The sequence below is a fragment of the Nostoc sp. genome (assembly GCF_036917415.1).
GTDB lineage: Bacteria > Cyanobacteriota > Cyanobacteriia > Cyanobacteriales > Nostocaceae > Nostoc.
This window is the reverse complement of sequence record NZ_JBALDJ010000047.1, coordinates 39,999-54,667: the sequence shown is the minus strand read 5'-3', so window position 1 is coordinate 54,667 and position 14,669 is coordinate 39,999. Positions and strand designations below refer to the sequence as shown.

15 protein-coding genes are annotated in these 14,669 nt (G+C 42.6%); 4 read left to right on the top strand and 11 right to left on the bottom strand.

Translation table 11 applies throughout. The features are described 5' to 3' along the window. Positions 1 to 92: 92 nt before the first annotated feature. The 5 genes from V7K41_RS08420 to V7K41_RS08400 form a co-directional block, all read right to left on the bottom strand. Positions 93 to 686, bottom strand: coding sequence for a Maf family protein (locus tag V7K41_RS08420; protein WP_334847194.1), 594 nt, complete (start codon positions 684 to 686; stop codon positions 93 to 95). A 129-nt stretch (positions 687 to 815) separates the two neighbouring features. After that, complete coding sequence (psbP, locus tag V7K41_RS08415; protein WP_334847192.1) at positions 816 to 1,361, bottom strand: photosystem II reaction center PsbP; 546 nt, start codon at positions 1,359 to 1,361, stop codon at positions 816 to 818. A 394-nt stretch (positions 1,362 to 1,755) separates the two neighbouring features. Then, positions 1,756 to 2,085 (bottom strand): ribulose bisphosphate carboxylase small subunit, encoded by a 330-nt coding sequence (locus V7K41_RS08410; protein ID WP_334847190.1) that lies wholly within the window; start codon positions 2,083 to 2,085, stop codon positions 1,756 to 1,758. A gap of 46 nt (positions 2,086 to 2,131) precedes the next feature. Beyond that, positions 2,132 to 2,539: a RuBisCO chaperone RbcX gene (rcbX, locus tag V7K41_RS08405; protein WP_334847188.1), complete on the bottom strand. Its 408-nt coding sequence runs from the start codon at positions 2,537 to 2,539 to the stop codon at positions 2,132 to 2,134. 101 nt (positions 2,540 to 2,640) lie between these two features. Beyond that, positions 2,641 to 4,071, bottom strand: coding sequence for a form I ribulose bisphosphate carboxylase large subunit (locus tag V7K41_RS08400; RefSeq protein WP_334847186.1), 1,431 nt, complete (start codon positions 4,069 to 4,071; stop codon positions 2,641 to 2,643). Between the two features lie 807 nt (positions 4,072 to 4,878). On the opposite strand from V7K41_RS08400, the gene V7K41_RS08395 reads away from it, so the two are divergent. From V7K41_RS08395 to V7K41_RS08380, 4 genes are all read left to right on the top strand, one after another. Beyond that, positions 4,879 to 5,985 carry a ligand-binding sensor domain-containing protein gene (locus tag V7K41_RS08395; protein WP_334847184.1) on the top strand — a complete coding sequence of 369 codons (1,107 nt, stop codon included), beginning with the start codon at positions 4,879 to 4,881 and terminating at the stop codon, positions 5,983 to 5,985. A gap of 94 nt (positions 5,986 to 6,079) precedes the next feature. Next, positions 6,080 to 6,850 (top strand): 3-methyl-2-oxobutanoate hydroxymethyltransferase, encoded by a 771-nt coding sequence (panB, locus tag V7K41_RS08390; RefSeq protein ID WP_334847182.1) that lies wholly within the window; start codon positions 6,080 to 6,082, stop codon positions 6,848 to 6,850. Between the two features lie 789 nt (positions 6,851 to 7,639). After that, a complete protein-coding gene (dapB, locus tag V7K41_RS08385) occupies positions 7,640 to 8,476 on the top strand; it encodes a 4-hydroxy-tetrahydrodipicolinate reductase (protein ID WP_334847181.1) in 837 nt (278 codons plus the stop codon). 32 nt (positions 8,477 to 8,508) lie between these two features. Next, positions 8,509 to 9,195 carry a phosphate ABC transporter permease gene (locus tag V7K41_RS08380; protein WP_334847179.1) on the top strand — a complete coding sequence of 229 codons (687 nt, stop codon included), beginning with the start codon at positions 8,509 to 8,511 and terminating at the stop codon, positions 9,193 to 9,195. A gap of 496 nt (positions 9,196 to 9,691) precedes the next feature. Here the strand turns inward: V7K41_RS08380 and V7K41_RS08375 are convergent, their stop codons facing one another. The 6 genes from V7K41_RS08375 to V7K41_RS08350 form a co-directional block, all read right to left on the bottom strand. Beyond that, entirely contained in the window at positions 9,692 to 11,107 is a 1,416-nt protein-coding gene (locus tag V7K41_RS08375) for a right-handed parallel beta-helix repeat-containing protein (protein ID WP_334847177.1), read from the bottom strand. A 106-nt stretch (positions 11,108 to 11,213) separates the two neighbouring features. Further along, positions 11,214 to 11,843, bottom strand: a complete 630-nt coding sequence (locus tag V7K41_RS08370; RefSeq protein WP_334847175.1) for a precorrin-8X methylmutase — start codon at positions 11,841 to 11,843, stop codon at positions 11,214 to 11,216. 109 nt (positions 11,844 to 11,952) lie between these two features. Next, positions 11,953 to 12,762: a TPM domain-containing protein gene (locus V7K41_RS08365; RefSeq protein WP_334847174.1), complete on the bottom strand. Its 810-nt coding sequence runs from the start codon at positions 12,760 to 12,762 to the stop codon at positions 11,953 to 11,955. A gap of 213 nt (positions 12,763 to 12,975) precedes the next feature. Then, on the bottom strand, positions 12,976 to 13,515 hold the full coding sequence (locus tag V7K41_RS08360) for a DUF948 domain-containing protein (RefSeq protein ID WP_334847172.1): 540 nt from the start codon (positions 13,513 to 13,515) through the stop codon (positions 12,976 to 12,978). Positions 13,516 to 13,526: 11 nt separating this feature from the next. Further along, a complete protein-coding gene (locus V7K41_RS08355) occupies positions 13,527 to 13,877 on the bottom strand; it encodes a YtxH domain-containing protein (protein ID WP_334847170.1) in 351 nt (116 codons plus the stop codon). Positions 13,878 to 14,284: 407 nt separating this feature from the next. Further along, on the bottom strand, positions 14,285 to 14,617 hold the full coding sequence (locus V7K41_RS08350; protein WP_334847168.1) for a hypothetical protein: 333 nt from the start codon (positions 14,615 to 14,617) through the stop codon (positions 14,285 to 14,287). Between the last annotated feature and the right edge of the window lie 52 nt (positions 14,618 to 14,669).

Sequence of the window (14,669 nt, the reverse complement as noted above, 5' to 3'; positions counted from 1 at the left end):
ACAAATGACAAATGACAAATGACAAATGACAAATGACAAATGACAAATGACAAATGACAAATGACAAATGACAAATGACAAATGACAAATGACTATTGCCAGAAATCAGTGACATCGTATCCCAATTCCCCTAGCATGTGCCGCAGCAAAGGTAAGCTGAGTCCAATTACATTGCTGTGACAGCCTTCAATTTTTTCTACGAAGAAACTACCAAAACCCTCAATTGCAAAGGCACCAGCACACTTGAGAGGTTCACCTGTGGCAACATAGGCTTTGATGTCGCGATCGCTCATTTGAGCAAAGTAAACTCTTGTGACTTGAGACTTGACTAAAGTACGGTTTTGGTCATGGTCAATTAAGGCGTGACCTGTATACAAGTCGCCAAAGTTATCTTGCATTATCTGCCAACGAGCGATCGCTTCAGAAAAGTCTGCTGGTTTGCCGTAAATTTCATCATTGATGGACAAAACTGAATCACAACCCATAATCAAAGCTGATTCAAACTGTGGGGCTACAGTTTCCGCCTTGTACTGAGCAAGAGTTTTGACCAATTCTGCTGGTTCACTTAGTTCAATTTGCGACTCATCAAAGTCACTAGGTTGAACTATCGGTTCAATACCAACAGTTTGCAGCAAGCGGCGTCGGGCTGGGGAAGCTGAGGCAAGTACAAAAGGTGGAATTTTCATGATCTGACAAACTTAGTAATTGGGAATGGGGCATTGGGCATTGGTTATTTCCCTTGTTCCCCTTCTGCCCCAGTCTTTTTTTTGAATTTTGAATTTTGAATTTTGAATTTATTTCTCCCCATTCCCCAATTAATAAACTGAGAAAGAATTGACAACCTCATCAATCATTCGTTTGACTTTCTGCCAACGTTTTTCAGGAATTGAGGCGTTGAAGGTAAAAAGTTTACCACGACTCACAGCAACGCTAGCGATGTTGTGTCGTTGCTGTTGATTGGGGAGTTTAACCTCATACTCTAAAAGGTAGTATGTTTTACCGTCTACTTCTCGCTGTGCGGCATTGACTAATTCAGCCGAACGACCAGAGTCAGGAGGCGCGAGAGCCGCTTTTCCTAATTTGTATCCTACTTCTGTTGGAGTTCCCAACTCTGACAAAGTTTTGCCTTCTGGAACTGGGCTAATCACAACCGAAACATTTTCAGACACCTCAATCAAATCGTGGAAAACCACATCTGGCCCATTGGCAACTTTAACTGGCAGCCAGCCGTTAGGATATAAAAACTGATAGCCATCACTACTGTCTACAAAGCTTTTGAGTCCAGCCGCAGCCGCTATATCAGAACTACTCAGACTGAAGCTCAACACCAGTAGCAAAATTAATACAATTCGTTTCCACATTTATACAGATTCCTTTGGGCTGGAGATAACACAAGGCTTGCATCATTTCTCGTCTTTATTCTCCCACCAACCGGGACGCATCGGATAATACATTAGATAAAAGCTGTTATAGCAGGGGACTGGGGACTGGGTGAAAAGTCTTTTTGTGTCTCAGTTTTATCATCTGTTGATGTCCTAATCACTTTGGCTGTTGCTATAGATGTAAACCCCAATAAAGTTTTCCAGTTCAGCTGATAGTGGAAAGCAAAATTTGACCTTCATGATGAGTTTTCTGATTACGAAGGTCAAAGTTGCGTAACACCTATAAAACAAGAGAGGCAGATAATTCTACCTCTCTTAACAGGGATAGACAAATTACTTGAACTATCCCATGATTAATTTCAACGAACTAAGCTTAGTATCTGTTGGGTTTGTGAACAATAAAGCTGAGAATTTGGCACTGCTTGATGTTGTCAAAACCCACAACACGGATATAGCTGTTGTTAAATTGAGAACGGCATCCTTGAACTTCACTCAGTACTTCTTGAGTAGATCTAGCATTGAACAAAGGTAGTTTCCACAGTGTCCAATATAATTCTGTTGGCTCAGAAGTTTCGTTAAACTCGATCGCTGGAATGTAACCTTGATTCAAAATGTACTGGATCTGCTTGGCAATTTGAGCGTCAGACAGAGGGGGTAGATAAGAAAGGGTTTCGTAACGACGCTCTTTTGGTAAAGTTTGCATAGCTTTTGATAATGGGTTGCGATTTTTTACTACTAGGTTGACTGAACTAATTGGATAAGTTATCCAAATTTGGATCTGAAGTTGCTTGCTGTTCTGGTTGCAGACTGGGGTTAGATGTGTCTAATCGTGTAATGCGTTCTAAATGCTGGCGACGCTGTTCCATGTTGGCTTGCTGAATGCCAGTGCGAACCATTTCTGGTAAAAATTCTGCAATTTCTTCAGCAATGTGTTCCCTAACAGTCATGATTCGCAATGCCAAATCTGGTTTTTCTCGCAACAGCTGCTCAATGTATGATTCACCATTCTGAATTTTGCCAGCAGAAAAATTATGCAGCCAAAGTTCTAATGGCGGATTTGTTTCACCTAGCTGTGCCAGTACTGTCCTTAGAGCCTGATAAGTCAGGTAGCTTTGGAGAGTCTTGGCTGTGTCCTTCGCAATTTGCTTAAAATTCATGCTTGACCCCAGCCGTCAACAGTTATGAGTTATGAGTTATGAGTTATGAGTTATGAATTAATGTAACTCTTAACTCCTAACTTCTAACTCCTAACTTTTGATCAGACGGTATCCATTGCTTCAAACTCGAACTTGATTTCTTTCCACAGTTCGCAAGCAGCAGCCAGTTCAGGAGACCACTTGGCAGCTTCGCGGATGATATCGTTACCTTCACGAGCCAAGTTGCGGCCTTCGTTACGAGCTTGAATAACAGCTTCCAAGGCGACGCGGTTAGCGGTTGCACCAGGAGCGTTACCCCAAGGGTGACCCAAAGTACCACCACCGAATTGTAGTACAGAGTCATCACCAAAGATTTCTACCAGCGCGGGCATATGCCATACGTGGATACCACCAGAAGCAACTGCCATTACACCAGGTAGAGAAGCCCAGTCTTGGGTAAAGTAAATACCACGAGACTTGTCTTGCTCAATGTAGTTTTCACGCAACAGGTCAACGAAGCCCATTGTAATACCGCGTTCGCCTTCCAACTTACCAACCACAGTGCCGGTGTGGATGTGGTCACCACCAGACAAACGTAGGGCTTTAGCCAATACACGGAAGTGGATACCGTGGTTCTTTTGACGGTCAATTACAGCGTGCATAGCACGGTGAATGTGCAGCAATATACCGTTGTCGCGGCACCAACGAGCCAATGTAGTGTTGGCGGTGAAGCCTGCGGTGAGGTAGTCATGCATAATGATGGGCTGTTTGAGTTCTTTAGCGAACTCAGCCCGTTGCAACATTTGTTCACAGGTGGGGGCGGTAACGTTGAGGTAGTGACCTTTAATTTCACCGGTTTCTGCTTGGGATTTGTTGATAGCTTCAGAAACGAACAAGAAGCGATCGCGCCATCTTTGGAATGGTGCGGAGTTGATGTTTTCGTCGTCTTTGGTGAAGTCCAAACCACCGCGCAAGCACTCATATACAGCGCGTCCGTAGTTCTTAGCGGAAAGACCCAATTTGGGCTTAATTGTACAACCCAGCAAAGGACGACCGTATTTGTTTAACTTGTCGCGCTCAACTTGGATACCGTGGGGAGGTCCTTGGAAGGTCTTAATGTAAGCTACTGGAAAGCGGATGTCTTCTAGACGCAGTGCCCGCAGAGCTTTGAAACCAAATACGTTACCAACAATTGAGGTCAATACGTTGGTTACAGAGCCTTCTTCAAACAAGTCCAAAGGATAGGCAACGTAGCAGATGTACTGGTTGTCTTCGCCTCGAACTGGTTCGATGTCGTAGCAACGACCTTTGTAGCGATCGAGGTCGGTGAGCAAATCTGTCCACACAGTTGTCCAAGTACCTGTGGAAGACTCAGCCGCTACAGCCGCACCTGCTTCTTCGGGAGGAACACCAGGCTGAGGTGTCATGCGGAACGCAGCTAGAAGATCGGTATCTTTTGGTGTGTAATCGGGTGTGTAATAAGTTAGTCTGTAATCTTTAACCCCGGCTTGATACCCAGATTTGCTCTGAGTCTTCGTTTGAGCGTAAGACATATTTTATCCTTCCCTGAAATCACTCTTTTTACTTATCAAATCACGTTTCGTGCAACTTCCCCTTACCCCGCTCTTACCCCCCTTGAGCGAGGGGAAGATCGGGAAAATTTTTTGTTAGGAGTTGCCTTTGGCAGAGGTTAGCAGTTTTTTTGCGGCGGACACTTTGGTAGCGGTGGTAACCCTCCTCACCAGTGTTCTCCCCTTCTAGGGGTACACGACCTAACGCTTCTACTGTTCCCTCTTGCTAAAAATCAAAATTCTTTTTTACCTCTTTTTCGCACCCAACTAAACCTTCTCAATTTCACCAAAACTTCCGCCTTTTGTGGGCAGCATTTAGATAAATCCCCCATAAATCAAGGTATTCAGGGGATTGGGCTGGCTGGCACACATTCCCGCCTTTACACTCCTTATATCTTTACCCTTTGATGGAAAAGATACCAGAAAAGAATTTACTTGACAGAGATTTAGCAGAGTAGTAAGCAAAAGATAAAAGAATTGCACACCACGTAATTTGTAACTTGTTTCACAATATATCAATAATTCGATAAGTTATTCTTTGAAAGTTTTTAACTTATCTATTTAATTTTGTTATTACATAAAAATTTAAACTTTTTGTTACAAAAGCTTTACAAAATGTCATTAATGGTGAGTGGGTATTGGGGACTGGGTATTGGGTATTGGCTAATGAGAAAGTATTCCTAAATATTTATTTCCTATTCCCCAGTCCCCAATCCCAATCTTCAATGTTTAAAAAATCCTAGCTAGGGGAACACTGAAATTAACCCAAAGCCAGTTTAGGTAAATGCTATGGGTACTGTCTCCAAAGGAAATGTCACCGTGGTATTGTTTTACAAGCGTACTAGTTTATTGATTACTTTTATCTTTCTGGGGTTGATAGCTTTGCCAAATATGGGATGGGCACAAAAAACCCCTGACATTAATTCATCTGATGTAACCCCCGCTTACCCACTTTCCCCACCGCCACCGCGAGTAGAACCTTTGCCCGATGAGCGGGGAGTTGAAGAAAATTCGCCAAAAACTGATTATCGTGTTGGTAACTTACTGGGAGATGTTACAGGCAATCTTTGGGTAGGTTCTTGGCGCGGACTATCGCGGATTGATCCTAAAACCGGCAAGATTATTTCTCGTGTTAGCTTACCGAATGTTGCCATTGGTGCTTTAGCCCAAGACAAAGTAGGACGTTTGTGGGTAGGAAGTTATGAAGGACTAGTTCGAGTTGACCCCCGCACTAACGAAATCACTGCACAAAATTTATTTTTGCCTTCTAAACGGGTGTTGTCACTATTACTTGACAAACGGGGTTATTTGTGGACTGGAACCGATAGCGGTTTAGCTCTGATTAGTCCCGACCAAGGCTTGATTATGACAACATTAAAAAATCTGCCTGGTGTCAGCGCCAACGCCCTGACTTTAGATGCTGAAGGTCAATTGTGGGTTGGTACTCTTGATGGATTGGTGCGAGTAAATACTGCTAGTGCTGCGATTATGAAGCGAATAGCCGATTTGCCAGGGACAACTGTACAAGCTTTAGCTATTAGTCCAGAAGGGTTAATTTGGGCGGGAATGCCGAATAATTTGCTAGTTATTAACCCAAAGACTGGTGCAGTGTTGCGGTCTGTAACTCGCTTGCGCGGGCGTGACGTGACAGCAGTACGTTTTGCGAAAGATGGTAGTGTCTGGGTCGGGACTAATAATGGTTTGTTACGATTAAATCCAAATACAGGAGCTGTATTAGACACAGAAGTTGCTGGACTTCCTTCTAGTCGAGTTATTACCCTTGCACCTGACATCGGCAATAAATTATGGATTGGCACTAGTGAAGGTCTAGCTTGGTTAATGCCCAAAACGGACAGTGCAAAACCCCATATTGCTTTCAGTCGCGCTGTTAAATGATTAGTCATTTGTCCTTTGTCTTTTGTCCTTAGCAAATGACTAACGACAAAGGACAAAAAATCCAAAATCCAAAATCCAAAATCTAAAATTGGCAATGGCAATCACTACCCAGCAATTAATTCAATGGAAACAACAGGGACGTTCAATTGTCGCGTTGACCGCCTGGGATTATGCGATCGCTCAACTCCTCGATGCAGCTGGTGTAGACTTAATCCTCGTGGGTGACTCTATGGCAGTCGTTTTAGGGTATGAAACAACACTGCCAATTACTTTGGATGAAATTATATATCACGCTAAAGCTGTGCGCCGTGGGGTTAAACGGGCATTAGTAGTTGTAGATTTACCTTTTTTGACGTATCAAGAAAGTCTCCAACAAGCGATGCACTCAGCTGGGCGGGTACTAAAGGAAACGGGCGCTCAAGCGGTAAAATTAGAAGGTGGCTATCCAGCGATCGCTGAAACTGTGGCTCGTTTGGTAGAAGCTGGAATTCCGGTAATGGGTCATGTGGGTTTGACACCGCAATCGATACATCAACTGGGTTTGCGACAACAAGGAAAGACCCAAGAAGCCAGTGAGAGGATTTTACTTGAAGCGATCGCTCTTGAACAAGCAGGTGTATTTTCTCTAGTGTTAGAGCATATACCCGCAGATTTAGCAATGCAGATTTCACAAAAATTGACTATTCCCACAATTGGTATCGGTGCAGGAATTCATTGCGATGGACAAGTTTTAGTTACTTCAGATGTCCTCGGACTTGCCCAGAAACATCCACCATTCGCCAAAGTTTACACAAATTTGCGGGAGACGATTACCAAAGCCGTGCAAGATTATGCTGTAGAAGTGCGAGAGCGGAAGTTTCCTTGAAGAAGAATTTAGAATCAATAAAAAAGTTAAAGAAATAAGAAAATAATCGAGAACTTGAAGGAGGTAGGAAGCAGAAGGCAAAAGGCAGGAGGTTTTATTAAGAAGGGGATTCAGACTAGGCTGTTGACTCTGTATCCTTTAGCTCATAGAACTTCATGCAAAATCTGTGTTTTGTCTTTTGGCGTAAAATTGCCTGTTACAAGCACTTTCATACAAGCAAAAACTAGCACAAATAATTTTTTGGAAAATTCCCAAAAAATAGCCAAAGTTAATAGTCTAGTCAGTTTCCCTCCTGCCTCCTGCCTCCTAACTCCTGCCTTTCCCGATAAAAAACCCCGACTTGATAGCCGAGGTAGATGGGAGAAGTCCAAATGTCGATGGGATATTGCAATACCGAAGTCTGTTTTTCTTAGCTGAAACCCAATGTAACCAAAACTATATAGGTAATAGACAAGTTGCAATTTTAGCTATGCAGCTTACTTTCGGGCTTTGCTAAGTTATGTAAATAAATATAACAACAATATTACAAACAGTCAACTAGACTTGACAAATAAAGGTTGATAGCTTTTATAAGGACTACTTATCAAGGCACGACGATCGAAAAATAAAACAGGTTACTGGCTAAAATAATGGGATGAAAATCAGAACCGCTCTTTTGGGGAATAGAAGAACTAAGCGATTAGCTGCACAAATCCGGGTAGTCGCAATGAAGCCAATTTGAGAAGCTAGCTACTAGAGCGCGAAAGTCTTTACAATTCCCTTGTTGACTCAAAAAGTATTTCTCGACCTATGACGAATCAAGCTCCTATCCCGGTTATTGTCAACGGTGCTGCTGGCAAAATGGGCCGTGAGGTGGTTAAGGCGGTGGCACAAGCGCCTGACTTAAACCTAGTGGGTGCAATTGACTACAGTTTAGAACATCAAGATAAAGACGCCGGAGAGTTAGCGGGTTTAAGCGAGCCTCTGGAAGTGCCGATTACCAATCAATTAGAACCGATGTTGGGGTATGTGGCTGGCGACAGACAGTCTCCTCCAGGGGTAATTGTAGACTTTACCCATCCCGATTCAGTTTATGACAATATTCGCAGTGCGATCGCTTACGGTATTCGTCCAGTAGTTGGCACTACTGGGTTAAGTCCAGAACAAATTCAAGACTTGGCAGACTTTGCCGACAAAGCTAGCACTGGTTGTCTAATTATTCCTAATTTTTCCATTGGCATGGTGCTATTGCAACAAGCTGCGATCGCAGCTTCTAAATATTTTGACCATGTGGAAATTATCGAACTGCATCACAACCAAAAAGCTGATGCTCCCAGTGGTACTGCCATTCAAACGGCGCAGTTATTAGGAGAATTCGGTAAAACTTTTAACGCTGCTCTTGTAGAAGAAACGGAAAAATTAGCAGGAGCGAGGGGTAGTATAGCAGATGAAGGGATTAGAATTCATAGCGTGCGCTTGCCAGGATTGATTGCTCATCAGGAAGTTATTTTTGGCGCAGCAGGACAGATTTATACTTTACGACATGATACGAGCGATCGCGCTTGTTATATGCCAGGAGTGCTACTAGCGATTCGCAAAGTCTTAACGCTAAAGTCGCTAGTATATGGATTAGAAAAGATACTTTAAACTCACTATTGGGCATTCATTACTTAGGACTCATGTTAGTACCACTGACTCGCCAGAAATTTGAACAAGTTGTCCCCCTAATTGCCACTGGTTTGCAGTACAAGTACTACTGGGGGAAGTTCTCAAATTTTTTGCAACGGCTGTTAATTTCTGTAGTTGCGGTAGTTGTTATTTTGCTTGTAACAGTTATTTTCAAGCTTGAGTTTGCTTCAATAGTATTTGTACTAGGGGTAATTAGCGCTTTTTTTTGGTTGTGGTATCCAGTGTTTCAAGCAAGTATGCGGAATTTACAATGCCGCCGTTACAAGTACGGCGGCTTTTTCCGTGGTCGAGTCCTAGATTGGTGGATTACAGACCAATTGATGGGTAAAACCGAAACAGTCAATAACAAAGGCGAATTGGTGATTGTAGAAAATCGAGAAAAACAGATAAATTTAGAGATAGGTGATGATACAGGATTTAGCATTGAGTTTGTAGCACCATTGCGTCCTGCCCACAAAGTTATTACTCGCGGTCAAATTGCAGAAATGGTAGTGATGTCAAATCGCCCAGATTTGAGCAGCATTGAAGAATTCAGCGATATATACTTTCCCAATCGCGATTTGTGGGTTAGCGATTATCCTTATCTACGGCGAGATTTCTTTAACGAAGTCGGTCGTCGCCTGCGTGAAGACCAGCAACAAAAGCCGCGTCGGCAGCGTCGTAGAGTAGAGGATTGAAGAAGTATAGGTTTCTCTTTCAGAAACGTACAATAGATAGACTCACACCCTGAATTTACCCAGGGTGCGAGTCGTTTATTAATTAAGAGCCGAATATCGCAAATACAGCGTTTTTCAGGTAAATGAAGTACACGGGTAGGGGCACAACAATGTTCATACGTGTCAACTTAAGCCGAAAACTATATCAGACAGGCGTTTTGCAAATCCCTCACGCCCTCATCCCCTAACCCCTTCTCCCAAGGGAGAAGGGGAATTGAATGTCTAGCTCCCCTCTCTCTTGAGAGAGGGGCTGGGGGTGAGGGCAAAATGTTTTCACCAAGCGGGTTTGGCGTTAAGTTGACACCAATGAACAATGTTGTGCCCTTACGATAATCTGTACCTCACAAAGTTGCAATCTGCTGTATTTCGGCAGTTTGCTCTCAACCGTAAAACTTCTTGAGAGTCGTCCAAAACGTTCGAGCATTTGGATTTGGGATAAATCTCTCCAGCCTTCTTATTAACGAGAGCATCCTACTTTGATGAGTTTCCCTTGCAAACGATAAGTCACTCCCCCACAGGCAAAACCTGTCGACTCAGGTTCTACATAAGACCGTGTTGGCGGATTTTGTTTATCTAACCGCGATTTCCAATCGCCAGATATTTTTTCTAGAGTGGGATACTTGCTTAAAAATTGTGAGTCTGCAACAATATCGTGAGGCCCCTTAACATTTATTTTAGAACTATTGATGTAGATATTATAATCATAAATAACGTTTTTATTTTTAGTCTTATTATTAATATTTTTCCCAGGAAAAGCATAGAGAATGTTTCTTAAAATTTTGACGTCAGATGACGTATGAGCAAATATTTGTCCGCCATTAAGTTCTGGACTTTGATTATTTAAAACAGCTGTATTATTTACAATATCAACATGCTCGCTTAAAAATGCATGAATACCCGATCCCCCATTATTAAATGCAAGATTATTTTTAACTAAAGTATATCCTTTATATGCATCCAATTCTGAGTTATTCTGATCGTTTCTTGTACTATCAATAATAATGCCATTACCGTCTGTAATCTTTCCGACTGCAATCCAAGGGATGTACATGCGATTGTTGTAGGTTTTGTTGTTAGTAACAAGCATCTTGTATCCCCGCTTGTTGTCAGAATTCCAACTATTCAAAATCGAAATGCCACTGCAACCATAAACGCTGTACCAGGCATTATCGAACACTTCATTATTATCTATTGTCACATAATCCGATTCAATCGCGGAAATGCCTACTCCTCCACACCCATGTACCTTGTTATTGACAATACGTATATGGTGACTACGACCATCTTTTCGGCCATCTACATTAATGCAGTTTCCATTCGTTAGTGGGTTTTGTTTATTAGTTTTTTGACTCATCGCATAATCAAGGGTTATGTTGGCATTGTTTCCTATCACCTCCAACCCATTTATCTCAATATATGACGCTCCCTTGCGAATCAAAATTCCATGCCATCCATTGTGTTGAATTTTCGGCCGATGTCCAGGATATGCTTTAAACTTAATCCATGCATTTGCTGTTCCAGAGCGAGTAATAGATACTACGTCCCCACCTGGTTTTGCATTCCTGTACACTCCGTTCATAATCAATACCGTATCGCCAGGGTTAGTCAGATTTGCTGCCCTTTGAATTGTTTTAAAGGCGGATGAACTAGAGAGTCCGCTATTTTTGTCATTTCCAGTACCACTAACATAGTATGTTTTCGGAGTTGCCCTACTGCTGATTAGCTGATGGCTAGATAGGATACTTTGTTTGTTAGTGAATATCTGAGGAATGTTTTCAACTAAATATACTTTTATTCTTTCTCGCTCAACCAAAAGACCTAATACCACGGGAATTGCAAGATATGCGCTTAACCTGAAACCTCGAATTACCACAACAAAAGGCTCCTTTATAGGCACTACTTAACAAAAATATAATATCAGGATATGTCAGTCCTTTTAAATACTATTTGGCATCAAGGGTATGATAGAGCCGACTTTTCTAGCTCCCCCGATTTCTATCTTGTCCATAGGCTTGCCAAGCTAAGTCTACCAATCCATCAACGATCGCAGCTGCTACAACTGCATTACCTTTGCGACTGTCAATTGTAATGTGAGGCACTAGAGAGTCTTGTAAACGCTTCTTAGCTTCATCAATATTTACAAATCTTACTGGAGTTGCGATTATTAAAGCAGGTCTAATTTCCTCAACTTCAATTAAATCCACGAGTGCAGTCAGTGCCGTTTGCGCTTGACCCACTACAAAAATGCCCTCTGGATAACGCTTTGCTAAAGTTTCTATTCCCCATGCTGCGCGAGTTTTTTCTTTTTGAGGGCGTGTTAGAGCTTCCATACTGCAATACACTGGATTAGCAAAGGTGTTTTGAATGTCATAGGCAATACCTACTTGTACCATCGGCACATCTACCACAATTGTGGTACGTGCGGCTAGTGCTGCTGCTCCAGCTTGCAAGGCACGCTCAGAAAAGCGAATCAAAGACTTATACTCAAAGTCAGCCGTGGCGTAGATTACCCGACGCACAATCTCATACTCTGCGGGTGAAAAGACATGATCGCCAATTTCACTATCAATGATTGCTAAACTTTGAGCATCAGTTACGTGCCATTCCATTTTTGTTGAGCTTCTCAAATATTAGCTTTCAGCTTATCAGCTTCAGAGAGTTAACAGTTAGGAGTTAGGAGTTATAAGTTAATTAAACTACTCACTCCTAACTACTCACTCATAACTCATTACTCGAAGAAGTCCGACTGAAAATAGGAGATAGGTAGGCAACCAAGACACCAATGAGAAACCCAGAGATATTGCGAACTAAAGGCAACCAGTCGCTTGTACGTGTCACAACTGGTCCAATGCCGAAGGCAATAAACAAGATTCCCCACAAAGGTGAGAAAATTAAAGCCCATTGCCAAGCAAAAACTTGTCCTTTCTCGCGGGGTTGAGCTGCAAATCCACAAATCACCCCACCAATAACTGAGGTAATCAAGGTAAGAATCCATTGCTCTCGTGGCAGTCCGGGGACAACATTGCAACCCCCTTTAAGCAAACAGCCTTTAACCGATTCTAAGGCTTGCAGAATTGCTTGGTCTTCGCCTTCTTCTCGGACAAAGTACAAATTACCGAAACGGGTTTGCAGTTCTATCCAAAAAGTTCGGGGTAAAAGTTTATAAACAGCATCACCGACACTAAAACTGAGGATGTTACCACCACGAGAATCAGCAACGAGCAGAATGCTTTTGTCATCCAAACCCCAATATTTTATAACCGCGCGACCTGGGGTGCGGTCATACTGGGTCAATACTCGCAATTTCCAGCCCGTGTCGGCTTCAAACTGCTCTAAATCTTTGACAAGCTTTTCTTCTTGCAGCACAGGCAGAGATTTAGCTAAATCTACAACTGGGGTAAAGGTGTCAGGGAGTAACTCAGGATTGTCATAAGCCAGTGCTGGGGGAGAATGCATCACCCACATTGACCCAGCCAGGAAAAATATTGCAATAGATACTAGAATTCGTCGCCAAAAACAAGATTGCATGGACGTTTTTATACAAATATTAACGGTAAAAGCGAACAAGTTGTTTTAAAAGAGTACTAGAAAAATGATAGTCCTTTACACTTGTTTACTTTACTCTAATCTAGGGGATCAAAGCAAAAGGTTTTTGGGGAGTGTGGAGAGACACGATTAATTGCGTCTGTACCGGGGAGTGGGGGAGTGAGGGAGATGAAGAGAAATGCCCAATGCCCTAATTCAATCTTCGTCATCGAAATTGTTTTCCCAGCTAGTAGCGTCGTTGTAACCGTCATTAGCGCGGTACACTTGTGCTTTGATTCGGCGATTTTCTTGCCTCAGCACTTCTCGTTCTCGCAACGTTAGTGGAGGTTTTTCATTGCTTGGCAAGCGATCGCTCGTCCGCCTTACGGGTTTTTGGCGCGTGAAGTTTCTCCAAGCAGCTTTCGCGCCAATAAAGATGCTGCGCGTACCTACTTGTAGATTTTGAGCCTGTTTTCTTGCAGTATCAAGACTTTGATCGACTTGTTTCACAACCTGACTAGCACTTTTTACGCCTTCGCTAACGTCATCAGTTAAGTCAGTAATTTCTAAGCCAGTCACGCGGATAGCTTCTAGAGTGGGTGGTAACTCCCGTGAGAGAGTATCAAATAGCTTTTCTGCACTGCGAGCCGCGCGTGCTAACTCCTGCAAAGCCGGTATTGCCGCCACTAAAACCGCAGTCAAGCTTGTGGCGACTAAAAGTAAGGAAAGTCCCAACCAAAACAGGGGTTCAATCACGGTTGTGTCATTTATGAGCGTTCTAATTGCTGGGAAAGTGAATCTGAGTCTTCAACAGATGTTTGTCGCTTCAAGACTTGGCTTTCTCGCTGACTGGCATCTACACCTGCTGCGATCGCTTCCCGTAATCTATCTAAAGTGCCATCCCAGTTTCGTAATGCGCTAGCAGAGAGACGATCTGCCTGAATTTGCACACTCATTGATAAATCTTCTGCCAATTCTGGGATAGCATTGGCAGATTTTTTCAAAATTTTACGCGTTTCGCGCCCTGTGCGTGGAGCCACAAGTAAACCGGTTAAAGCACCGATGGTAGCTCCTAGCATCAAACCGCCAAAAAATACTCCAGAACGGTTATTAGACATCTTGTTGTTTCTCTCCTTACACCCATTTTAGGTGGGTTTTCTCCCCTTGCAAGACTCAACCGATTTTATTCAGTTAATTTATGGTGACAAAATATCACCCAGAAATGTTGCTTTTATTAATTAATATCAAAACTATTAATTACTTGTAATTTAAAACTACCTGTATCTCTCAAAGTTTTGATACCTCCGGTAAGCCTTCTGGCGGGCGTTTCTTTATGTTATATCTTGCGTAGTTCCGTATCCGGTATGGCTAGCTTGTTTAAGATTAGGTTATGGAAAGGGGAAGCGATGCCTGCGGCGGGCTATGCCTACGCCACAAGCCAATACACCCTATGGGATCTTACTACGGACTTCTCTCTATGTACCCCCGTCAGCCCTAATCATAAATGTTCATCTGTTGAGATAACTCATTTTGCAACTGTTCTTTTCCCAGATAACTCTAGCTTCAGAAAATAACGCTGCCAGATTTGCCGTCCTAGCAAAAGTAGACTGATAATTTGCCGCACTTGTTGAATTTGTATTTGTAGCGCTTGATTTCTCTGGCGTAAGTTATAAATATTCTCTTGGCTGAGATAAATATTTTCGGGTGCTTGATTCAATGCTGCATTGGTACAACTTTCATAGGCGGTTAACCTATCTGCTATGTATGCTAGCTGCTGCTTAAGTTGCCATACCCGCCAAGCCACATAGAGTAGTATCAGTGAAATCAGGGTGTTAATTATGACAACTAAAATTACCATTGTTTATCTTGACTAATATTAGCTTTGAGGAATTGTTCTATATACTTGATTT

What these genes read in the sequence shown, in the direction of transcription:
- V7K41_RS08355 (WP_334847170.1), bottom strand. Translation starts at nt 13,877, where the DNA reads ATGTCTAATAACCGTTCTGGAGTATTTTTTGGCGGTTTGATGCTAGGA.
- V7K41_RS08365 (WP_334847174.1), bottom strand. Translation starts at nt 12,762, where the DNA reads ATGCAATCTTGTTTTTGGCGACGAATTCTAGTATCTATTGCAATATTT.
- V7K41_RS08350 (WP_334847168.1), bottom strand. Translation starts at nt 14,617, where the DNA reads ATGGTAATTTTAGTTGTCATAATTAACACCCTGATTTCACTGATACTA.
- V7K41_RS08420 (WP_334847194.1), bottom strand. Translation starts at nt 686, where the DNA reads ATGAAAATTCCACCTTTTGTACTTGCCTCAGCTTCCCCAGCCCGACGC.
- V7K41_RS08370 (WP_334847175.1), bottom strand. Translation starts at nt 11,843, where the DNA reads ATGGAATGGCACGTAACTGATGCTCAAAGTTTAGCAATCATTGATAGT.
- V7K41_RS08400 (WP_334847186.1), bottom strand. Translation starts at nt 4,071, where the DNA reads ATGTCTTACGCTCAAACGAAGACTCAGAGCAAATCTGGGTATCAAGCC.
- rcbX (WP_334847188.1), bottom strand. Translation starts at nt 2,539, where the DNA reads ATGAATTTTAAGCAAATTGCGAAGGACACAGCCAAGACTCTCCAAAGC.
- V7K41_RS08395 (WP_334847184.1), top strand. Translation starts at nt 4,879, where the DNA reads ATGGGTACTGTCTCCAAAGGAAATGTCACCGTGGTATTGTTTTACAAG.
- V7K41_RS08410 (WP_334847190.1), bottom strand. Translation starts at nt 2,085, where the DNA reads ATGCAAACTTTACCAAAAGAGCGTCGTTACGAAACCCTTTCTTATCTA.
- V7K41_RS08380 (WP_334847179.1), top strand. Translation starts at nt 8,509, where the DNA reads ATGTTAGTACCACTGACTCGCCAGAAATTTGAACAAGTTGTCCCCCTA.
- psbP (WP_334847192.1), bottom strand. Translation starts at nt 1,361, where the DNA reads ATGTGGAAACGAATTGTATTAATTTTGCTACTGGTGTTGAGCTTCAGT.
- dapB (WP_334847181.1), top strand. Translation starts at nt 7,640, where the DNA reads ATGACGAATCAAGCTCCTATCCCGGTTATTGTCAACGGTGCTGCTGGC.
- panB (WP_334847182.1), top strand. Translation starts at nt 6,080, where the DNA reads ATGGCAATCACTACCCAGCAATTAATTCAATGGAAACAACAGGGACGT.